This is a genomic window from Paenibacillus sp. FSL R7-0163, from assembly GCF_037969975.1.
GTDB classification, from domain to species: domain Bacteria; phylum Bacillota; class Bacilli; order Paenibacillales; family Paenibacillaceae; genus Paenibacillus_AQ; species Paenibacillus_AQ odorifer.
This window is the reverse complement of the sequence record NZ_CP150224.1, coordinates 751,575-769,194: the sequence shown is the minus strand read 5'-3', so window position 1 is coordinate 769,194 and position 17,620 is coordinate 751,575. Positions and strand designations below refer to the sequence as shown.

The window sequence follows — 17,620 nt, the reverse complement described above, 5'->3', positions numbered from 1 at the left end:
ATGATAAAGTGATACGTATTGCTGTCTGTGATGATGACTTTCCCACTACTGAATTAATAGAGAGACTTATTCTGGAGACTCAACCTAATTTCACAAGGAAAATAGAGGTCTCGATCTTTTATTCCGGCGAAAGCTTCACTAAGGCCATTCAAGAGGCCTGCGCGTTTGATATTATTTTTATGGACATTGAAATGGCGGATATGGATGGAATAAAAGCTGGGTATGTACTGCGGGGAAATGATGAAAATGATCTAGTGCAGCTTATCTATGTCTCTAGTCATGATGAATATCATCTGCAACTCTTCGATGTTCAGCCCTCGGGATTTATCAAGAAACCTATCGATTCAGAGATATTTAAGCACAAACTGATTTCTACGATTGAAAAAGTAATTCGCAAGCTCCAGCAAGGCAAAAAAAACTTCTTATCACTACAGCAAAAAGGAAAAGAAATTCTAATCCCCTATCGAAATATCATCTATCTGGAAAGCAACCGGCGGAGAATTATTCTTTATTCCTGCAACGATCAACATGACTACTACAGTACACTAAACGAGGAAGAGCAGAAGCTTCCGGTGAGCGATTTTGTTCGAATCCATCAATCCTACATCGTTAACTTTTACTTTATTAAAGAAATCAGTAACCAGGGAGTAATTCTCCTAAATGGCGAAGCCTTACCCATTAGTGCAAAATACAGTGCCGATTTTAAGAAAAAATATCTGAAATTCAGGGGGAGTCTTGTTGGATAATATCTTTCTGGAGGAGTTATTTTATCTAGTAACGCTTCCACTTTTACCTATCATTATTCATTACTTCTACAGGCATTGTTTCGTTAGCCGACTTACCACCAAAGCCAATCTTGTTATCGTGTACTCCCTATATTTCCTCTGTATTGTCTTTCTGCACTATAGCTCACTGCCAGGCTCAATCCTACTCACGCTCAATATTGGCCTGATTGCTCTCTTATCTTTTTTTTACAATGGAAATATCAAATGGCGGATCGTTGCCGCTCTTTTTCTGGTTGCGCTTATTACGCTTAGTGAGTTATCATTACCCCTATTTTACTCGACAAAGGGATATATTCTGAACCAGTTTCTTTCCAAGCTGCTGATGTTTATATTAGCTTTTGTATCCGTGCGCGTAGCTAAAGCCTTTGGAAATGGCGGGTTATCTAAATGGTATTGGGTTCTATTATTTATTTGCCCTTCTATAAGCACACTAGGGATCTACAGCTTCGCATCCAGCCTTTATATGCAGTCCTTCCCTACCCTTGTTCCAATCCTGTCCACAGGGCTACTCATTATAAATTTATTGATATTTATCTTATGCGACCGTATGTTAGTTATCCAATCTGCGCAGAACCAAAGTTATTTACTTGAGCAACAAAATGCTTACTATGTAAATCAATATCTTTTGACAAAAGAAATACAGGAAGAATCTTTTAAGTTCCAGCATGATATTAAAAATATTCTCATAGGTTTACGCGCAAAGGTACAATCCGGTGAAGCTGACAATCTGAATGAGTTGGACAACTTACTGGGGCAAATAGACAATCCAATAGGCGTTAGTAATAGCGGGAATACGATTATTGATTCCATTATCAACTACAAGCAGCAGGTCGCTGAAAAGCATCAGATCCCCTTCAAGTTAGACTTGAACATCCCTGCACAGCTGACGCTCGACACCACAGTTATCAGTGTGATTTTAGGAAATGCACTGGACAATGCCATTGAAGCTTGTTGCGATAAAAGAAATGAAGAGTGCTATATAACCATACATATGCATTATCTTAATGAAAGCTTGTTCATCCGGATTCAGAATCCTTATGTGAATGAAATTCATACGAATCGTTTTGGCGACATCTGCTCCACAAAAACTAATAAATCCGGTCATGGTATAGGCTTAAAAAGTATCCAGAAGGTCGTAGAGGATAGTAATGGCTTAGTAGATATTTCATATAACAATAATCTATTTCAAGTCGAAATTGTTCTTTTTATGGTCGCCTGTAAAAAAAGGAACAGCCTATCGTAAGTACAATAGGTTGTTCTTTTTTAGTTAACAGTGAGATGAATCGAACCTCCACAGTTGGACATTAGAAAGAGAACGAAATGCACTAGGAGAAAACCAACTCTCCCCTAACAAACTTAAGCGAAATTTAATAAAAATCTCAATAAAAATGCAGATCTGTTCTTCTTTTTCTAAATTAGATTTATAAATATGCTAGTTACTCCTCAAACAATGAATCTAGCACGGTTGTACCTCATATCCAACTAAAGTCAATTGCCTCTTTTATATCTACTAATTTATTCCCCCAAGAACTTGTGAACTATTTCTCATATACTATTTTAGGTTGGCGCCAATCTTTCTCATAGAGGTCTTATGAATGCAGTTTAAAGAAATCTATCTAATAATTTGAAAGAAGGAAACCACATTGGTACTGGGTTGTGATACTGCAACAAACGTTACTTCAGCAAGATTGATGACACTTCAAAATAATAACTTTACATTTGTTGGACGATACCTGAACCGTGTAGAAGGTTCTCATGACGGACTTACAGATGCTTAGATTACACGAATTTCTAATGCTGGGCTGTTCATAGTATCCCTTTATGAAAACAAAGGTGGAACAACTGTCAGTTACTTTACGAATGCACAGGGTGTTAGTGATGCGAAAGATGCTGTGGAATTGGCAAATGACTTCGGACAAACGAATGCCACTCCGATTTATTTCGCCGTGGATCGCGATATGACCACTACTCAAATTACTGGAAATGTTGTGCCTTATTTCCAAGGGATAATGTCAGTTCTAAACAGCAGCACTCAAAATCCTAACGGTTATAAAGTGGGAATCTACGGTTCAAGAGCTGTTTGTGCCTACATCCGCGGCTCCTTCTCAGCTACGACACGTTATACTTTTATCGTCGATAATAGCTGGGCAGGGACTTTCAATGATTGGAACTTACGTCAATATAATTTTAACACCACGCTTGGCTCAGGCAACGGTCAGATTAAGATTGATTACGTAGAGTCATCTTCTCATGGAGGAGGGGGTTGGAAATAGTAACCTATTTTATTCAAATTGAGAAACAAATAGAAGGGATCCTTTAGCCTCCGAATTTTCTCACTGCTGCATGTACCGCTTGATACCCTATAATATCCTATAAGAAGTTGCATCTGTAATACAACATATTAATTCATTGGATTCATGTTATTTTTTAATCAATGAACGTTGCAAAATTGGATCCCTTACAATTCGCTAATACTCTTTTCGAATATTTCTCTCATAGGCTTCTATCCTTAGGCATACTTTAGGATAGAAGCCTTTTTGACTTTAGTTCGGGAATTAGTATTCATCGTATCTATTTTTCCATTATCTGAGATCCCATTGGACAATCAAAAAGCGGCCATTCCAATGGCCGCTTTTTTTAAGGATTTAGAAGCTTATCATAAGCTTCATCATAAACCCAAGTGATTCCTTCATCTTTACTGGTAAGATATATAGTTCCTGCCACACCGGTATCTTGATCAATTAACGAGATAGGGAACAGTCCTTCCTTTCTATTAAAGATAGGAGAAAGGGGATTTTTTTTATATTTATCAAACTTTTCTGGAAGCGATACAGCAAGCCTTTCCCAAGTTTGCCCCTGATCTTTGGTCCAATAAATTACAGGACCCTCATCCATATAATATCTGTACCCTAAAAACCCGATATCCGAACTAGAAAATCCCACGCCGGTCAAATGTTCCGAATAAATATCATTTGGATTGCCTATCTCTTTCCACGTCTTACCTCCGTCAGAGGTTTGATATACATAATTCAGCGCACTCCCAACTCCTTGTGAAGCACCACTGACCAGCCAACCATCATTTTTATTCGTGAAACCGATAAATTTTGTTTCATATCCCATTGCTCCAGGAATAGGATAGTCATTCCATGTCTGTCCCTTATCATTACTGATTAAAACATGCAGCGGCAATGATTTTCCATCTGCAAAACCATAAACAATAGCTGTTTTATCCTCGGATATAAAATAACCGGTGTTCTCTTGCCCCATTCCCAGAACCCCTCCGGTCGTATCCAATTTTAATGGCACATTTGCTTTAACATCTCCATTCCGATATGAAACAGAAACATTCCCCTCTGCATCTATGGAGTACGAATTGCCAGCATCATTAACAACAACTTGCTCCCCATCAAAGCCAATGGAATAGATCGTGCCGGGTTTGATGAATTCGGTGCCTTTTATATTAGTGCACGACGCCAACACGCTGATTACCCCGATCAAAAGCAGGACGGTATAAAATAGAGTGATGCCGTTTCGTTTTTTCTTCGTATTAAGAATAGATATAAATCGCTCTTTCATAGAAATTTCCCCTCCTGAAAAGTTAGTTGATAAAGCCAAAAAGCGGGGATCCGAATTCTGTATGACAGATAAGATAGCCTCACAATATTTTTTACGGTAAGATAAGCTTCGTGTACCCACTACCGTCTCATCACAGTAAATTTCAATTTCACGTCCTGCTTGGCGTACCATGAACCACACGAAAGGATTAAACCAATGAATTGCATGTACAATTAAGAGGAGTATCTTATATATAATGTCATGTCTCTTATAATGAACTAACTCATGCTTGAAGATAAATTCAAGCTCTTCATCGTTATATTGATCATGCGGCAAGAAGAGAATCGGCTTGTAAAAACCAACTAACATTGGATTTGGAACCTTTTCACTAATTAAAACGGTGATGGATAATTTTATTTTCATTTCTTTATAAACTTGGTTTATTTTCAATACCATCTGGTCACTTAAAAGAGAATTACTCCAACGAAGAGACTGTTTTCTGAAAAAGTAGTAACTGGTAAAATGATAAAGCAAAAAAAGTACGAACCCGGAAAACCAGAGCCAAGTTAAGATGTCCATAAGAGATGGTATATGATTTAACGATGCGGCCTGCTGAACAGGATGAGAAATCCCTGACACATCAATTTGTATGCTGTTGGAGGGAATGTCTTGAAACACTGTACTTATCTTTGAGCTATCAGGAAGCGGAATCCGTACGACATTATTGGCAAACGAAATGTTAAATGGAAGTAGCAAGCGTATAGTCAAAATCATCCATATCCAATATTTCCATTTTGCCGAATAGTTTTTGCTTAACCATGGAGACAAGAACATTAAAATGAAAATCATTAGACTTGTCGTTACTGAAATTATTAAAAAATCCAAAAAAAGGCTGGTCATTATCAGGAATCCTCTCTTTCTACCCGGTCAAGCATTTCACGCAGTTCTGCAAGATCATTTTTATCGATAGCCTTGCCATTGTACAGCGACATCACCATATCTTGAATAGAATTACCGAATAGTTTTTCAAGAGTAGATTTCCCTTCACATTCCTTATAATCCGTTTCTGAGATGGCTGCACGATAACTATTGCTCCGTCCCTCCTTTTCACAATACAGAAATCCTTTATCAACGAGTCGCGAAAGTACCGTCATTAAAGTAGCCAAAGCCCAATTTCGTTTATTACGTAATTGATTCGATATGTAGGAAGAACTCACTGGATTCCCAGTTTTCCAAATGACAAGCATAATTTCTAACTCTGCATCAGGTAGCTTCTTAATTTCATTAATCATGAATCAACCTCCATATTATACAGTTGTATAACTGCTTCTATTATACAACTGTATAAATAAAATGCAAGTCATCTTTTCTTTTGTTTCTATAAATTAGAGACGTTGAAAAGTAGGAAAAGGTTTGCACTTTATAGTATCAATGCTAAATCATCGAATGCGAAGCTAACGGTATACACTAGAACTTTGGAAATAGGGTAATTCAGAAGTAGTAGTAGAGGAAAACCTAATGCTCCTATTAGAAATTCAATAAGCTCTGAAAATGAAAAAGGTCTATAAAATCGCTTATTAAGCAATCTTATAGACCTTTTTAGTATACGGTGAGAGGCTCGAACCTATCGATATTTATTTTGAACGCATTAATAGATATAGAAAATAAGGCACACTCAGCATTGTTACAATAATTCCTGCGGGAATATCTGACTTAAAGCTGACCGTTCGAGCAATCGTATCCGCTACAAGCAGCAATAGCGCACCAATAAGCGCTGAAGTAGGTAGAAGCACTTTGTAGTCGTGACCTACCAGCTTGCGAGCCACATGCGGACTAATCAATCCAATAAAGAAGATCGAGCCCCCGAGCGCTACACAGCCAGAAGCTATGCCTACAGCCGCAATCGCCAAGCGCAAAAATTTCTTCTTTACAGCGACTCCTAATCCTATCGAAATTTCGTTGCCTAGCACCAAGACGTTCAATGTCCTGAAATTAGAAAGAATATATGCGAATAGCAGCAATACCCAAGGTGCCAACAAGCTGATATAAGACCACTTGTCACCCCATAAACATCCTGCTTGCCAACGCTGCGCAAACTCATACTTCTGGTCATCAAGCTTTAAAGTCAGGAATAGCGATAGCGCACTAAACCCCATATTGATCGCAACACCAGTCAAGACAAGTCGTGTAGAAGAAATCATACGACGTTTTCTATAGGCTAGAACATAGATCAGAGCTGCTGCCAGCAGACCACCTAAGAATGCCATAGACGGCAGTAATAATGTTATAGCGGCGCCTTGAATGCTTACCGTTGAGATAATCAGCAACACCATAAGACCTGAACCTGAGCTAATACCAAGCATGCCGGGATCAGCCAGATCATTGCGCAGCAAAGCCTGCATAACTGCACCTGCCAGTGCCATCCCAAATCCAACAAGTATCGCTAATACGATCCGAGGAAGACGAAACTTATAAACAACGAGATTATGCTCCTCTGGACCTTGTCCAAGCAATACTTGAAATACTTCAAGTGGATTGAGGGACACCTTTCCCATATTAAGACTAAGAATAGCTCCTGCAATAAGCAGTATTAAAAGAGATAGAATCCATATTGTAGCCTTATGCGATTTAACAACTTTCATTTGAAGGCTCTCCTCTCTTTGCTCGCAATTAGCAAGAAGAAAGGAACACCAATCATTGCAAAAATAATGCCCAGTGCTGTCTCTGCCGGACGATTAATCAGCCTTCCTGCGATATCCGCTACAACCATAAGTGCGCCGCCGTAAATGGCTGATGCCGGAATAATATAACGATAATCTACACCTACAAAAAAACGCATAATATGCGGAATAATCAACCCTACAAAGCCGATTGGCCCTACAAGTGCAACAGCTACACCCGCTAGTAAAAGGACCGCAAGCGTAGCTATCATCTTAACGAGAACGATCCGTTGCCCGAAGCCTTTCGCAATCTCTTCCCCCAAGTTTAAAACAGTGATAGAGCGTGCAATGAATAGTGACAAAGCCAGTCCACCTAAGAACCAAGGTATAACTAGCCTAATTTCCACCCATGTTGCTCCAGCCACACTACCCGAAGTCCAATAAGCAAGGGCACGACCAATTCCATAGTTTAATGAGATAAATGACCCCACAGCTCCAAATAGCATTGTAATTGATATTCCAGCTAGCACCAGTCGTTGAGGTGTCATTCCTGAACGATTCAATGAAGCGGCAAGATACGTTAATCCTGCTCCAAGTCCTGCGCCAATAAAGCTAACCAGCAGGGTTGTTGTCTGCAGTTGCCCTGGAAGAAAAACCAGTGTAACGGCCATTGCAAGAGCTGCTCCTGCATTCACTCCCATTAATCCGGAATCTGCTAAGGGATTTCGCGTATAGCCCTGCATAACCGCTCCTGCTACCGCGAGACACATCCCCGCAATAATATCAGCTGCTGTACGCGGAATACGAAGGGCATGAATAATCTGATGCTCGGTCAGTTCAGGATCAAAATTAAAAATCGCTGTCCATGCCATCTTCAGGCTCATGGAAGCAGAGCCAAATGAGATAGAAGCTGCTACTGAAAGCAGCAGCAGCAGTATCCCTAGGAGTAGAAACAGACCGAAATACGATTTCCCTCTTAAATCAGGGATAACGGTTGTTCTATCATCTAGCCTTCTATTTTTTTTCATACGCTGACACTAGCTTCTCTACTACAAAATCTAGTTGCTTATCAAGAGAGTAGATATCGGAATAATATGAAAAATCAAACCCAATTTCGATCAATCTACCTTCTTTAATTGCTGGAATGCTGTTCCAAATTGGATTGTCCGACAAATCATCAGCACCATCCCATACAGAGCGGAACACGAAGTCTCCTATATACTCTGGTAACACCTCTAAGGAAACAAACCCTCCAGTAGCCTTCTCTCTGCCATCAATCTTTTTCTGAAGAATCTCTGGTGCTTTTAGCCCTAAATATTCATAAATGATCTGAGAGCCCCTTCCATAAAGCTTGCTATCGATCACCGCCATCTCTTTTTTTCCGCCTTCGATAATGGTTACTGTCATATCCAAAATTCCAAGTTCATCAAGCTGCTGCTTGCTCTTCTCCAACTTCTCGTGGAAATTATCTAATAGAGCTTGTGCCTCCTGCTCCTTACCAAATACCTCGCCAATCTTCATTACACGTTCATCCGTCGCCATTTTTTCATAGGGAATTGGAACGGTCGGTGCAATATCCTTAAGGATTTCGTAAGTTTCTTCAGAAGCAGCTATGATCAAGTCCGGCTTTACTGCCATAATAGCCTCTGGATTAGGCTCATACCATGAACCTAGATCTTCAATCCCCCCCAGCTCTTCTGCAAAGGCCGCTCCTTCAAAAACACTCGAAGTACCTACTGGCTTAATGCCGAGGGCCACAAGATCCCCTTGAAGGTATAACACGACAACCCTCTTTGGATTAGCTGGAACAACAATATCTCCCTTTATTGTAGAGATAGTTCTTGTCTGAGCCTCCTTATTGACATTGTCAGCTGCAATTGAATTATTTGCTGGTGATGATGTAACTTCAGAAGCTTTGGATCCATTAGAATTTGTGGCATTAGAACCAACGCTTGCAGATCCACATGCACTTAAAAGCAAGGTAAAACTAAGCAGCATCGCTACAATAAAACTTGACGTCTTTGTTAATCTCATAGGTGAAGACCCTCCGGTTATTTCATTTTGGCAATAGTAATGATAATGATTATCATACTCAATAACATTATATCGGGAGGATATGTGCTCGCCAATGGAGAATTTGGCGGTGGTAAATGGACGATTGTCCGATGAGCTCACCTGCCTGCTTTCCTTGCGGAACCGGATGGGAGATTGACCATTGTATTTACTGAACATACGACTGAAGTAATATACATCGCTATATCCAACTTCTTCTGCAATTTCGCGAAGTGGAGCATCGGTACATCGTAATAGCTCTTCTGCATGTTTAAGCCGGAATCGTATCAAATATTCAATCAAGCTAAACCCCGTCTCCCCTTTAAAGCGGGTTGATAAATGACGAGGGCTGTAATTAAATTGCTCCGCTATAGATTCTAGTGATAAATTATGACGATAATGCTCCTCAATATAACGGACAACCTGCCCAATGACATCCGGTTGCCTGAGGTTAATTCCATCCTTTGTGAACTGCTTTAATAATTCATGTATAAACTGATAGAACAAGCCTTTAACTTGAATTCTTTCCAATTGGCTTCCTTGTGCCCAAAGTTGTTCCATTGCCATTAGTTGATAGTGCAGTGGTAATGGCTCCAAAGACTCGAAGCTATACTGCATCCGAAATGGATTGCTGCGTTCTAAAAGTCTTGCTAAATCCTTTCTTCCTGGCAAGGAGGCTCTATAGAATAATAAATAGTATTCAAACAACTTCCCTGTCTCTATACTTAGTCTCATGCCCTTGCCACCATGCACAATAAAGTGACGGTCTGCCTCGTAATCTATGCCGTTGAGATTCAAGCTGGCCGTACCCCGCACACAGTAGATAAATCCACATGCTGGTAATACATAGCCTTGCAGCTTGTCCCCAGGCTTCATCACAGCATGTCGAATATCAAGTACTTTAACAGCGGCATAATTCCATGCGAAAATATGATCTTCCAGCCTCATCTTTGCAATACACTCCGATCTGCTCCACAATCTATTTGAATTAATTATATTTCACAATAAATGATAATGATTATCAATTAGTATTAGGTAGTTCCTCTATTTTGTCAATCGCTGTTTAGTATCATGATTGCTTATAGCTTTCGAAATGGAGCTTCCTCAGGAATGCCTCTATCTCATTCACATATCCGCTTACATTAATCTTCCTCAGTACAACTAAGTACAATTTCTTATTCACACTTGAAGGATGTATCAAAAGTTTTCCGGCACAGGCATGAACGGAATTGTAAAAAAACAAACAAAAAAGTTCATCAGATATAGTATCTAATGAACTTTGAGTTGATTTAGTTGGTACCGGTGAGAGGACTCGAACCTCCACGGTTTCCCTCTCGATTTTGAGTCGCTCATGCTATCGGGAAGATAGCAGAAACTAAGTCAAAGAAAAGGAATCTAAAGCCCGCGAAAATCCTTGTAAGATCAAGTTTTTTGCGGGTTCTTTCGTTAGATTTAAACGCCGCAAGGCTTCCGAGAATCTTCTCAAATAGTAGTCGCTTTTGCACAAATGAGAGAACTCGGAGAGAACTATAACAGATCAGCCCGCTCCCTATCATTGACAGATAATATCGAAGCTTTGGCTTCAGGGAGGGGAATTGATATGAGAAAAACAACATTAAACACTATCGCTAATCAAAAAGGCAGTACAGGTAAAACCACCACCGCTTATAACCTGGCTTACGCCTTATATAATGAAGGAAAAAAGATATTACTGATTGATTTTGATCCTCAAGGGAATCTAACGATGTACTTTGGTATCGAACAACCTGATAAACTCCCTTACTCTATGTTCAACATCAAGAACGCGATGATGACGGACGAACCGCTTCCATCGCCCGATGAGTGCATTCATTCTCAAGGTAACATTGACCTGATTCCTAGCAACACTTGGCTTACTCAATATCAATGCTTTGGTAGCACTCAACTGCTCAGATCATTGTGAAGGTAAAGAAGCGAATCAATCCACATATTCGCATTGAGGGCGACTTGATGACCAGGTGCGACACCCGTACCAATTTATATAATGAAACCATTCGTCTAGTGAAAGTGTGGTGTATCATAGAAGTCAGTCGTCCGGCAAGTTTATTTTGATCAATGAAAATGGACTCTAGACTCCAAAGCGAGGAAAACTGTCGGCCTGTCTTTTACGTTATTCAAAAATAATTAAGTCATCTATCTCCCCTAACGCAAAATACAAGAATCCTTTGAATTTATCAATCGTAACATTCCGTAAAATATCAGCAAAATCTTCATAATCTTTTATTACTTGAAAATTATTAAAGTAAACTTTATTCAATATCTCTGCTTCGCATTCACTTCGACTTATTGGACTAAATCTATTACTGTATACATTTATCCTTAACTCCTCTTTTAACTCGTGGAAATTTACACTTTCAAGCATGAAATTTATTATCTGTTCCACATCTATGGTTATCTTATTTGGAGTCTCGTAAATATCATTGCTGCTCGTTAATTCAAATATATAGTAAATTCTAGTAGAGTCCTCATTACTAAAAAATATAATTTCAAATTTACAGTTATTTTTGACACCATAAGCTTTATCTAATAATTTGCAAATACTTATCAAGTACAATTCATTGAGAATCGTTTGTTCTTTGTTAAAAATCTTAGAAAAATAAGTACTAGAAAGTGCAACTTTTTTATCACTATTACAAAATAATTTAAATATTTGTACATCTATATATAAATTAGATGCTATCCGTTCCAGTTCTTTGTCATGGAATTCTTGCTTTTCCACACAACCTCTTCGCTTTGTTTTTTGAGGCAAGTCAGAAATAACAAACTCATTTTTTTCATGATTAAAAATGAAATATCTTAAATTTCCTGCTACATAAATACTACTTAAAGTCTCAAATAATTGGTCAACGTTCAAACTTTTTACGTCCTCAAGTAGGCCTATTGGTCGAGAAACAATATCTTTATTTAAAAAATGAATCATTACATTGATCTTTGCCACCTCATTGTGTTTCGATAGTATTTCTTCCTCGACCTCTCTAATGGCCATTAACATTAAGTCATAATATTCATTTTTATTATCTAATATCCTCCCCACATAGTTTTCAAATTCAAAGATAAGGTTTAAACCTACTTGGTACTTCGCATTGCTCCAACTATATAAGCAATAGCAGTAACTTGTTTGTCCTCTCAAATTACTTTCTTTCTCTGTGAAAAAATCTTTGAGCATCGCCAGTATAACAAAGTGCTCTAGAACGTGAGCTAAACCGTTGTTGCTAATACCATCTTTTTCTGATCCAGCTTCGCATAAAATAAAAAATGAATACATCATCTACCTTCTTTCCGAACTTCACTTCATTTTTTTATCCTTGATGTGTTTTAACTTTATGCGTAATGCTCAATCTAAGAAGTAAACCTCATTTTATTAATCCATCTTGGCAAAAATAGTAGGAGTATAAATAAAACTGCAACAGTAATGGAAGGAACGGCAATAATTCTAGAAATACCTCCATAGGGTTCAAAACTTGTGTAATAGCTATTGAACTTGGCTATCTGCATGGGCAGAAAATTGCCCACATAATGTTTCAGAAAGAATACCTCGCTCATCTGAATGGCGTAAGATATGGCTATGGTGAATAGTAACAGGGCGTAGCCAGTATAAATCTGTGTGACTAATACGCTGATCAATAAAGTAATCCCTGTCATCAGTGAGATTGCCACATATCCAATAACCAGGTTGATTAAAAACTGCTCGAAATAATTCACCGCAACCATTGATAAAAAAAATTGTGGACTACTTTGTATAGGCAAATCCGCTCCTTGTAAACCGTACATAAAGAATATAGGCGTAATGTAAATCGCTACCGCCGTCAGATAAAGCAATAAAGAGAGCTGGAAGGCGTTGATAATCCGTATCCTACTCAGCTTACGTTTTCCAAACCTCGTGGATTTGACCAGTCCGTCCACGCCCAAGGTCTCGTCTTCATTAAAAATTGGGACCAGTAGAATGGAAATGAGAACCAGGACAATAAAAACACACTGGCTCATCCCTGAGTTAACGTTCTTCCATCCCTCGGCATAACCCATCCGGATAGGTTCGGAGAGAGAAGCCGCTGCAAAATTCCCGTTGCTGATTCCTTCCCTAGAACTCCCCGCTTCCTTCTGTGCACTTTTGATGATGTCTGCCCTGTCCTGATAAAATTGTTCTGCTGAGACATCCCGTATTCCAGTCCAGTTCCAGCCATACACTTGGATAAGCATATCCAAGGCTGGCAAATCTGCAACATCCGCTTTATTCCTGTCTTCTGGTAGGCTAAGTTCTCTGTATTTTTCCAAAATTTTATTAATCTCAACTTCATCCAATACCTCCGGTTGATAGAAATACCGGTATTCCGTCCCATCTGTTACCTCATATCTTGCCTGATTTAAATAACCTGTTTTGATGGTGTCTAAGTTGTAAAAGGTAAGTATCAGAAACAATGCCAACAAAAAACCGAATATGTTTATGTTTAGGATTTTACTTCTGTTTACTTTTGATAAATAGCTCATGATTTCACCTACCTTCCTCTACTGTAAATAATATCTTCTCATCCATATAGAGATACCGATTCGAGATAAGAGAATGTACACAGTACCCAGAAACAGGGCGACAAAAACATAAGGAAATACAGTATTACCCACAAAATATAATTTCTCTATGCCTATAAGATTATTGATAAAGTTCTGAGGCATGAAGACCATCACTTTTTCAGTCAGCGCCCCCCTCCCCATCTGATAAGTATTTACGAGATAAAAATAAATCAGTGAAAGTGCTAATACCAGTTTCCCTCTTTTAAAAACCACGGACAAAAACAGGATAAGATGCGTCACGACAAGTGTGGAAAAGTATCCCATGGAAATATAGAGTAACCCCTCTTGAAGCTGATTCATAGAATAAAATGTAATTGTTCCGATTTGAACCGAAGAGTCCCAGCCGTGCAGCGTATACACTGCGGTAATAAACAGCAGTATGATCGCAATATACACAAAATAGGCTATCGTAGAAAACACACAAGCGGCACCAAGCTTGTAGCTGAGCAGCCTCCTCCTGCTCTCCTTGGTGGATAAGGTCACCTTGTCAATTCCTTTGCTGCTGTTTTTGGAGAATCCCTCGCATAGGATAAAGGCCAAGAACATGAAGAAAAGGTAGATCGTATTTAATAAACCTATTTTCAGGTACTCCCAGCCACTATCGTATTTGAATAAAAATGGGGTGGGTACTTTTTGCATTTTCTGGGATATGATTTCGATTTGTTTCTCTGTATAAGGAAATAGATTTTGTTCAGTGGATAAATATTCGGTAAAACTGCCCTTCCAATCTACATAAAAATTGGCGAGCTGCTCATCCGTTAAATTTAAGCTGTTATCGAGAACACGGTACTTTATATATGGAAAGTTCAGTTCCCAGTTCAGCGCATCGTGAGGAAAAGTTAATCTTTTTCCCAACTTGCGATCTGTATCCACTTCGCCTTCAATATAAGGTTTGTCCACGCTGTTTTCGTAGTTTTGTTTCATTTGTAATAAATAATCCGTCGTCATCGTGCCCTCAACCGTGCGCTCCCTTAAAATTTTCCAGCCTCCAAGACCGCTATGTATGGTTCCCTCATCATCCAAGACATCTATACTCTTGGCGGTTTGAATCCAGGGGATCAGAATAATAGTGAGAAAGAGTAGGCTGATAATTACTGTATTTTTATTTAATATTTTTTTCAGTTCTAATGGAATGAAATTACGCATGGCTCCCACTCCCTAAGTAGATGTAGTAATCTTCCAGCGTGGGCTCGCATACGATTGCGCCTGATTCCTTTTCTCCCAAGTAACGGACATTAACAACGTTTTCTTCCTGCCGGATCCGTACGATCAGGTGCTTCTTTTTAAAGGAGGCCAGTCGCTCTCTGTCCATCTCCTCAGTAAATACTTTTCCTTTAATCCCGGATAACATCTTTTGCACATTACCTTGCTCTTTAATTTTCCCCTGATTTAGGATGATCACATTGGTGGTAATTGCTTCGATATCCGAAATAATGTGGGTAGAAAACAAGATGATCTTGTCCTGTCCCATTTCGCTTATGATGTTTGAAAAACGGATTCGCTCATGGGGGTCAAGCCCAGCGGTGGGCTCGTCAAAAATTAATATCTTCGGATCGTTAATAATGGCTTGGGCAATGCCCACCCGCCTTTTCATCCCTCCGGAAAAGGTTTTGACCTTTTTATTAGCAACATTCTCCAGGTTGACAAACTGTAATACCTCTGGAACTTTGTGCTTCAGTTCTTTTTTTGACAACCCCTTCAGTGCTCCCATATATTCCAGATATTCTGTTGCTGTAAACGCGGAATAAACCTCGAAATCCTGGGGAATATATCCCACAAGATTCCGGTAGTCGTCGTTCATATGGAAGATATCCTTGCCGTTAAAGGTAACCTTACCACTAGTTTGATGGTCAACTGCCACAAGAATTCTCATCAAGGTGCTTTTCCCTGCCCCATTATCACCCAAAAGCCCATACACACCTTCAGGCAATGTAAAATTTAGTTCACTGATTGCCCGTTTCATTCCAAATGTTCTTGTTAAATTCTCCGCTTTAATTTCCATCGCTAATTTCCTCTCTCAATTGATATACGTCTCCTTCCGAGAGAACTTTCCATTCTTCTCCCGTAGACTTTCTACCTAACAGGAGGTTGGTATATTCTCCGTCCAGCTTTTTCACTTCCCATGCGAACAGATTTTCATTTTCGAATCCTGCTATGATACCTGTTTTTTCTTCCTTGTATAGAATATTTTGGATTCTTGGATCATCAGTGTTTCCCCTAGTGCCATTGTCCGCTGGTTCGGGAAACCGATCTGAATTTTCTCTCATGTATGCATCAACTGTTTTGTAGATGCCTGTTATATCCTCGATAGAAAGAGATGGAACTTCTATTGTTGGCCTAATTGATGACTCTTTTCTTCCTTGCTCCCGATAAGTTCTTTCATTTTTTTTCCTCCCTTCATCAAGACGTTTGTCCAAGGCAATATCCTCAAAAGTCCTTTTATCATCTAGCGTTGCATCCTTTGGAGTTTCCTCATTGCCCGGACTCTTATTCTCTGACTTTACATCCTTCGGATTATTATCTAAGATAATTAAATCCTCTGAGATGGTTTTATCATCCTGTATGCTTGCATATTCTGAGTAGCTGCTTCGATTTTGGAAGTAGAGGCTTCCTCCAATCAAAATGGTTATAGTTAATACAAACATTATGATTTTTTTCACTAAGACACCTCCATTTTTAATATGTAATTCTACATTTTATCGTTTATTTCAACTGACTTAATTTTCCGTATAAATTTAAAGTATCCCTAATCTGAGCCTGATCTGGATGACTAATGTCCTCTAATGGCGCCCCCATGACGATGACTATATACTCACGGTTATTCACTAACCCAAGTGTTGCCCAACATTGTCCAGCAGCAGATGTAGTTCCCGATTTACCTCCAATAATTTTGAAGCCGATTTGCTGATCTTCATTAAGGTACTTCAGTACCGTCGATTCTAACAGAATCCCTTCTGGATGGTCTGTTGTTGATGTCGTCAGGTATGTCTCTTGAGTAAACATCTTTTTAAAATCCTCGTTAGCTAATGCATAATCCAAAAGCTTTCCCACGTCTGAAGCGGTTGTATACTGATTGTCATCATGAAGGCCCTCAGGACTAGTGAAATGTGTACCATTTAAGCTGAATTCAGCGGCTTTATCATTCATCATCAGAACAAAATTTTCCACACTTCCCGCAACATGGACAGCTAAAGTGTTTGCCGCTTCACCGCCAGAAGTGAGAAGCGTCCCATATAACAAGTCTTGGTAGGTAACCTCCTCATCTTCGCAAAATCCGGCCATAGAAGAGTTACTTGCAAGAAGCTCGCCGAACGTTCTCCGGTCTACCGGCGCGATTACAGATAAGTCATCAACATGCTCAAGGGTGACAATTGCGGTCATAATTTTTGTCAGTGAAGCAGGATAAACCTTGGCTCCCGCACTTTCTTCGTAAATGGCTTGATCAGACTCTCTGTCATAGACATAAATATATGGACTGGCATAAGTGTTCTGTCCAAAGAATGGCAAGACCTTTTGTGAATCTAAATTCAGTTTACTTGCTGTTCCTATTAGCACTCCGAGAAGAACAATTGTGAATACTGATATTCTTACTAACTTGGGTTTCCTGTTCTTTAGCTTGCTACGTTCACCTTTCTCCATTTCCATTTTATCCCTATTCTTCTTGGTACAAAGTATAGATTCAACACCTTAAAAATCTAGGTGTGTAGATCTTAAATTTTTCTTAAATAAATGGTTTGGCTTTGCTATTCTTCTCTGCTTCATTAGTATCCTGCCGTACACGAACTTCAACCGAGCGTTATATATATAATGTTTCAAATAAATAGTGACATCAAAAAAATATCATCTAAATATTTTACTGCAATGTTGGTATTGCCTAACGTTGATTCTTTCTTTGTAAATCACTCATATATCCCTTAATATGCTCTAATAACAAACCAGTAAATTTTAAGAATAAAAAAATAT

Annotated in this window: 15 protein-coding genes; 4 read left to right on the top strand and 11 right to left on the bottom strand. The window is 39.1% G+C overall.

Going from position 1 to position 17,620, the window contains the following annotated elements:
- The first annotated feature begins 8 nt into the window (after window positions 1-8).
- The 3 genes from NST45_RS03290 to NST45_RS03280 all read left to right on the top strand — a co-directional run bounded on the left by NST45_RS03290 (window position 9) and on the right by NST45_RS03280 (window position 3,058).
- Entirely contained in the window at window positions 9-746 is a 738-nt protein-coding gene (locus NST45_RS03290; protein ID WP_076142382.1) for a LytTR family DNA-binding domain-containing protein, read from the top strand.
- The gene (locus tag NST45_RS03285) at window positions 739-2,028 is read left to right on the top strand and encodes a sensor histidine kinase (RefSeq protein WP_036687488.1); all 1,290 of its coding nucleotides are present in this window, start codon (window positions 739-741) and stop codon (window positions 2,026-2,028) included. Before NST45_RS03290 ends, NST45_RS03285 begins: the two co-directional genes overlap by 8 nt.
- A 535-nt stretch (window positions 2,029-2,563) precedes the next feature.
- Entirely contained in the window at window positions 2,564-3,058 is a 495-nt protein-coding gene (locus NST45_RS03280; protein WP_081383761.1) for a DUF1906 domain-containing protein, read from the top strand.
- A 364-nt stretch (window positions 3,059-3,422) separates the two neighbouring features.
- Here NST45_RS03280 and NST45_RS03275 read toward each other — a convergent pair whose 3' ends face one another.
- From NST45_RS03275 to NST45_RS03255, 5 genes are all read right to left on the bottom strand, one after another.
- Window positions 3,423-5,240 carry a M56 family metallopeptidase gene (locus NST45_RS03275; RefSeq protein WP_036687485.1) on the bottom strand — a complete coding sequence of 606 codons (1,818 nt, stop codon included), beginning with the start codon at window positions 5,238-5,240 and terminating at the stop codon, window positions 3,423-3,425.
- A 2-nt stretch (window positions 5,241-5,242) separates the two neighbouring features.
- Window positions 5,243-5,632: a BlaI/MecI/CopY family transcriptional regulator gene (locus NST45_RS03270; protein WP_036687483.1), complete on the bottom strand. Its 390-nt coding sequence runs from the start codon at window positions 5,630-5,632 to the stop codon at window positions 5,243-5,245.
- A gap of 342 nt (window positions 5,633-5,974) precedes the next feature.
- Window positions 5,975-6,982 carry an iron ABC transporter permease gene (locus NST45_RS03265; RefSeq protein ID WP_036687482.1) on the bottom strand — a complete coding sequence of 336 codons (1,008 nt, stop codon included), beginning with the start codon at window positions 6,980-6,982 and terminating at the stop codon, window positions 5,975-5,977.
- Window positions 6,979-8,028 carry an iron ABC transporter permease gene (locus tag NST45_RS03260; protein ID WP_339824902.1) on the bottom strand — a complete coding sequence of 350 codons (1,050 nt, stop codon included), beginning with the start codon at window positions 8,026-8,028 and terminating at the stop codon, window positions 6,979-6,981. The genes NST45_RS03265 and NST45_RS03260 overlap by 4 nt, the downstream gene beginning before the upstream one ends.
- The gene (locus NST45_RS03255; RefSeq protein ID WP_339824899.1) at window positions 8,015-10,000 is read right to left on the bottom strand and encodes an AraC family transcriptional regulator; all 1,986 of its coding nucleotides are present in this window, start codon (window positions 9,998-10,000) and stop codon (window positions 8,015-8,017) included. The genes NST45_RS03260 and NST45_RS03255 overlap by 14 nt, the downstream gene beginning before the upstream one ends.
- A 652-nt stretch (window positions 10,001-10,652) precedes the next feature.
- Between NST45_RS03255 and NST45_RS03250 the strand changes: the two genes are divergently transcribed.
- Window positions 10,653-10,994 carry an AAA family ATPase gene (locus NST45_RS03250; protein ID WP_076130415.1) on the top strand — a complete coding sequence of 114 codons (342 nt, stop codon included), beginning with the start codon at window positions 10,653-10,655 and terminating at the stop codon, window positions 10,992-10,994.
- A 207-nt stretch (window positions 10,995-11,201) separates the two neighbouring features.
- Here NST45_RS03250 and NST45_RS03245 read toward each other — a convergent pair whose 3' ends face one another.
- The 6 genes from NST45_RS03245 to NST45_RS03220 form a co-directional block, all read right to left on the bottom strand.
- A complete protein-coding gene (locus NST45_RS03245; protein ID WP_143762761.1) occupies window positions 11,202-12,359 on the bottom strand; it encodes a hypothetical protein in 1,158 nt (385 codons plus the stop codon).
- Between the two features lie 71 nt (window positions 12,360-12,430).
- Window positions 12,431-13,576 (bottom strand): hypothetical protein, encoded by a 1,146-nt coding sequence (locus tag NST45_RS03240; RefSeq protein WP_036687476.1) that lies wholly within the window; start codon window positions 13,574-13,576, stop codon window positions 12,431-12,433.
- A gap of 18 nt (window positions 13,577-13,594) precedes the next feature.
- A complete protein-coding gene (locus NST45_RS03235) occupies window positions 13,595-14,803 on the bottom strand; it encodes a hypothetical protein (protein WP_339824896.1) in 1,209 nt (402 codons plus the stop codon).
- Entirely contained in the window at window positions 14,796-15,659 is an 864-nt protein-coding gene (locus NST45_RS03230; protein WP_038573023.1) for an ABC transporter ATP-binding protein, read from the bottom strand. The genes NST45_RS03235 and NST45_RS03230 overlap by 8 nt, the downstream gene beginning before the upstream one ends.
- Window positions 15,649-16,317: a hypothetical protein gene (locus NST45_RS03225; protein WP_038573024.1), complete on the bottom strand. Its 669-nt coding sequence runs from the start codon at window positions 16,315-16,317 to the stop codon at window positions 15,649-15,651. Before NST45_RS03225 ends, NST45_RS03230 begins: the two co-directional genes overlap by 11 nt.
- Before the next feature lie 43 nt (window positions 16,318-16,360).
- The gene (locus NST45_RS03220; protein ID WP_244886385.1) at window positions 16,361-17,302 is read right to left on the bottom strand and encodes a serine hydrolase; all 942 of its coding nucleotides are present in this window, start codon (window positions 17,300-17,302) and stop codon (window positions 16,361-16,363) included.
- Between the last annotated feature and the right edge of the window lie 318 nt (window positions 17,303-17,620).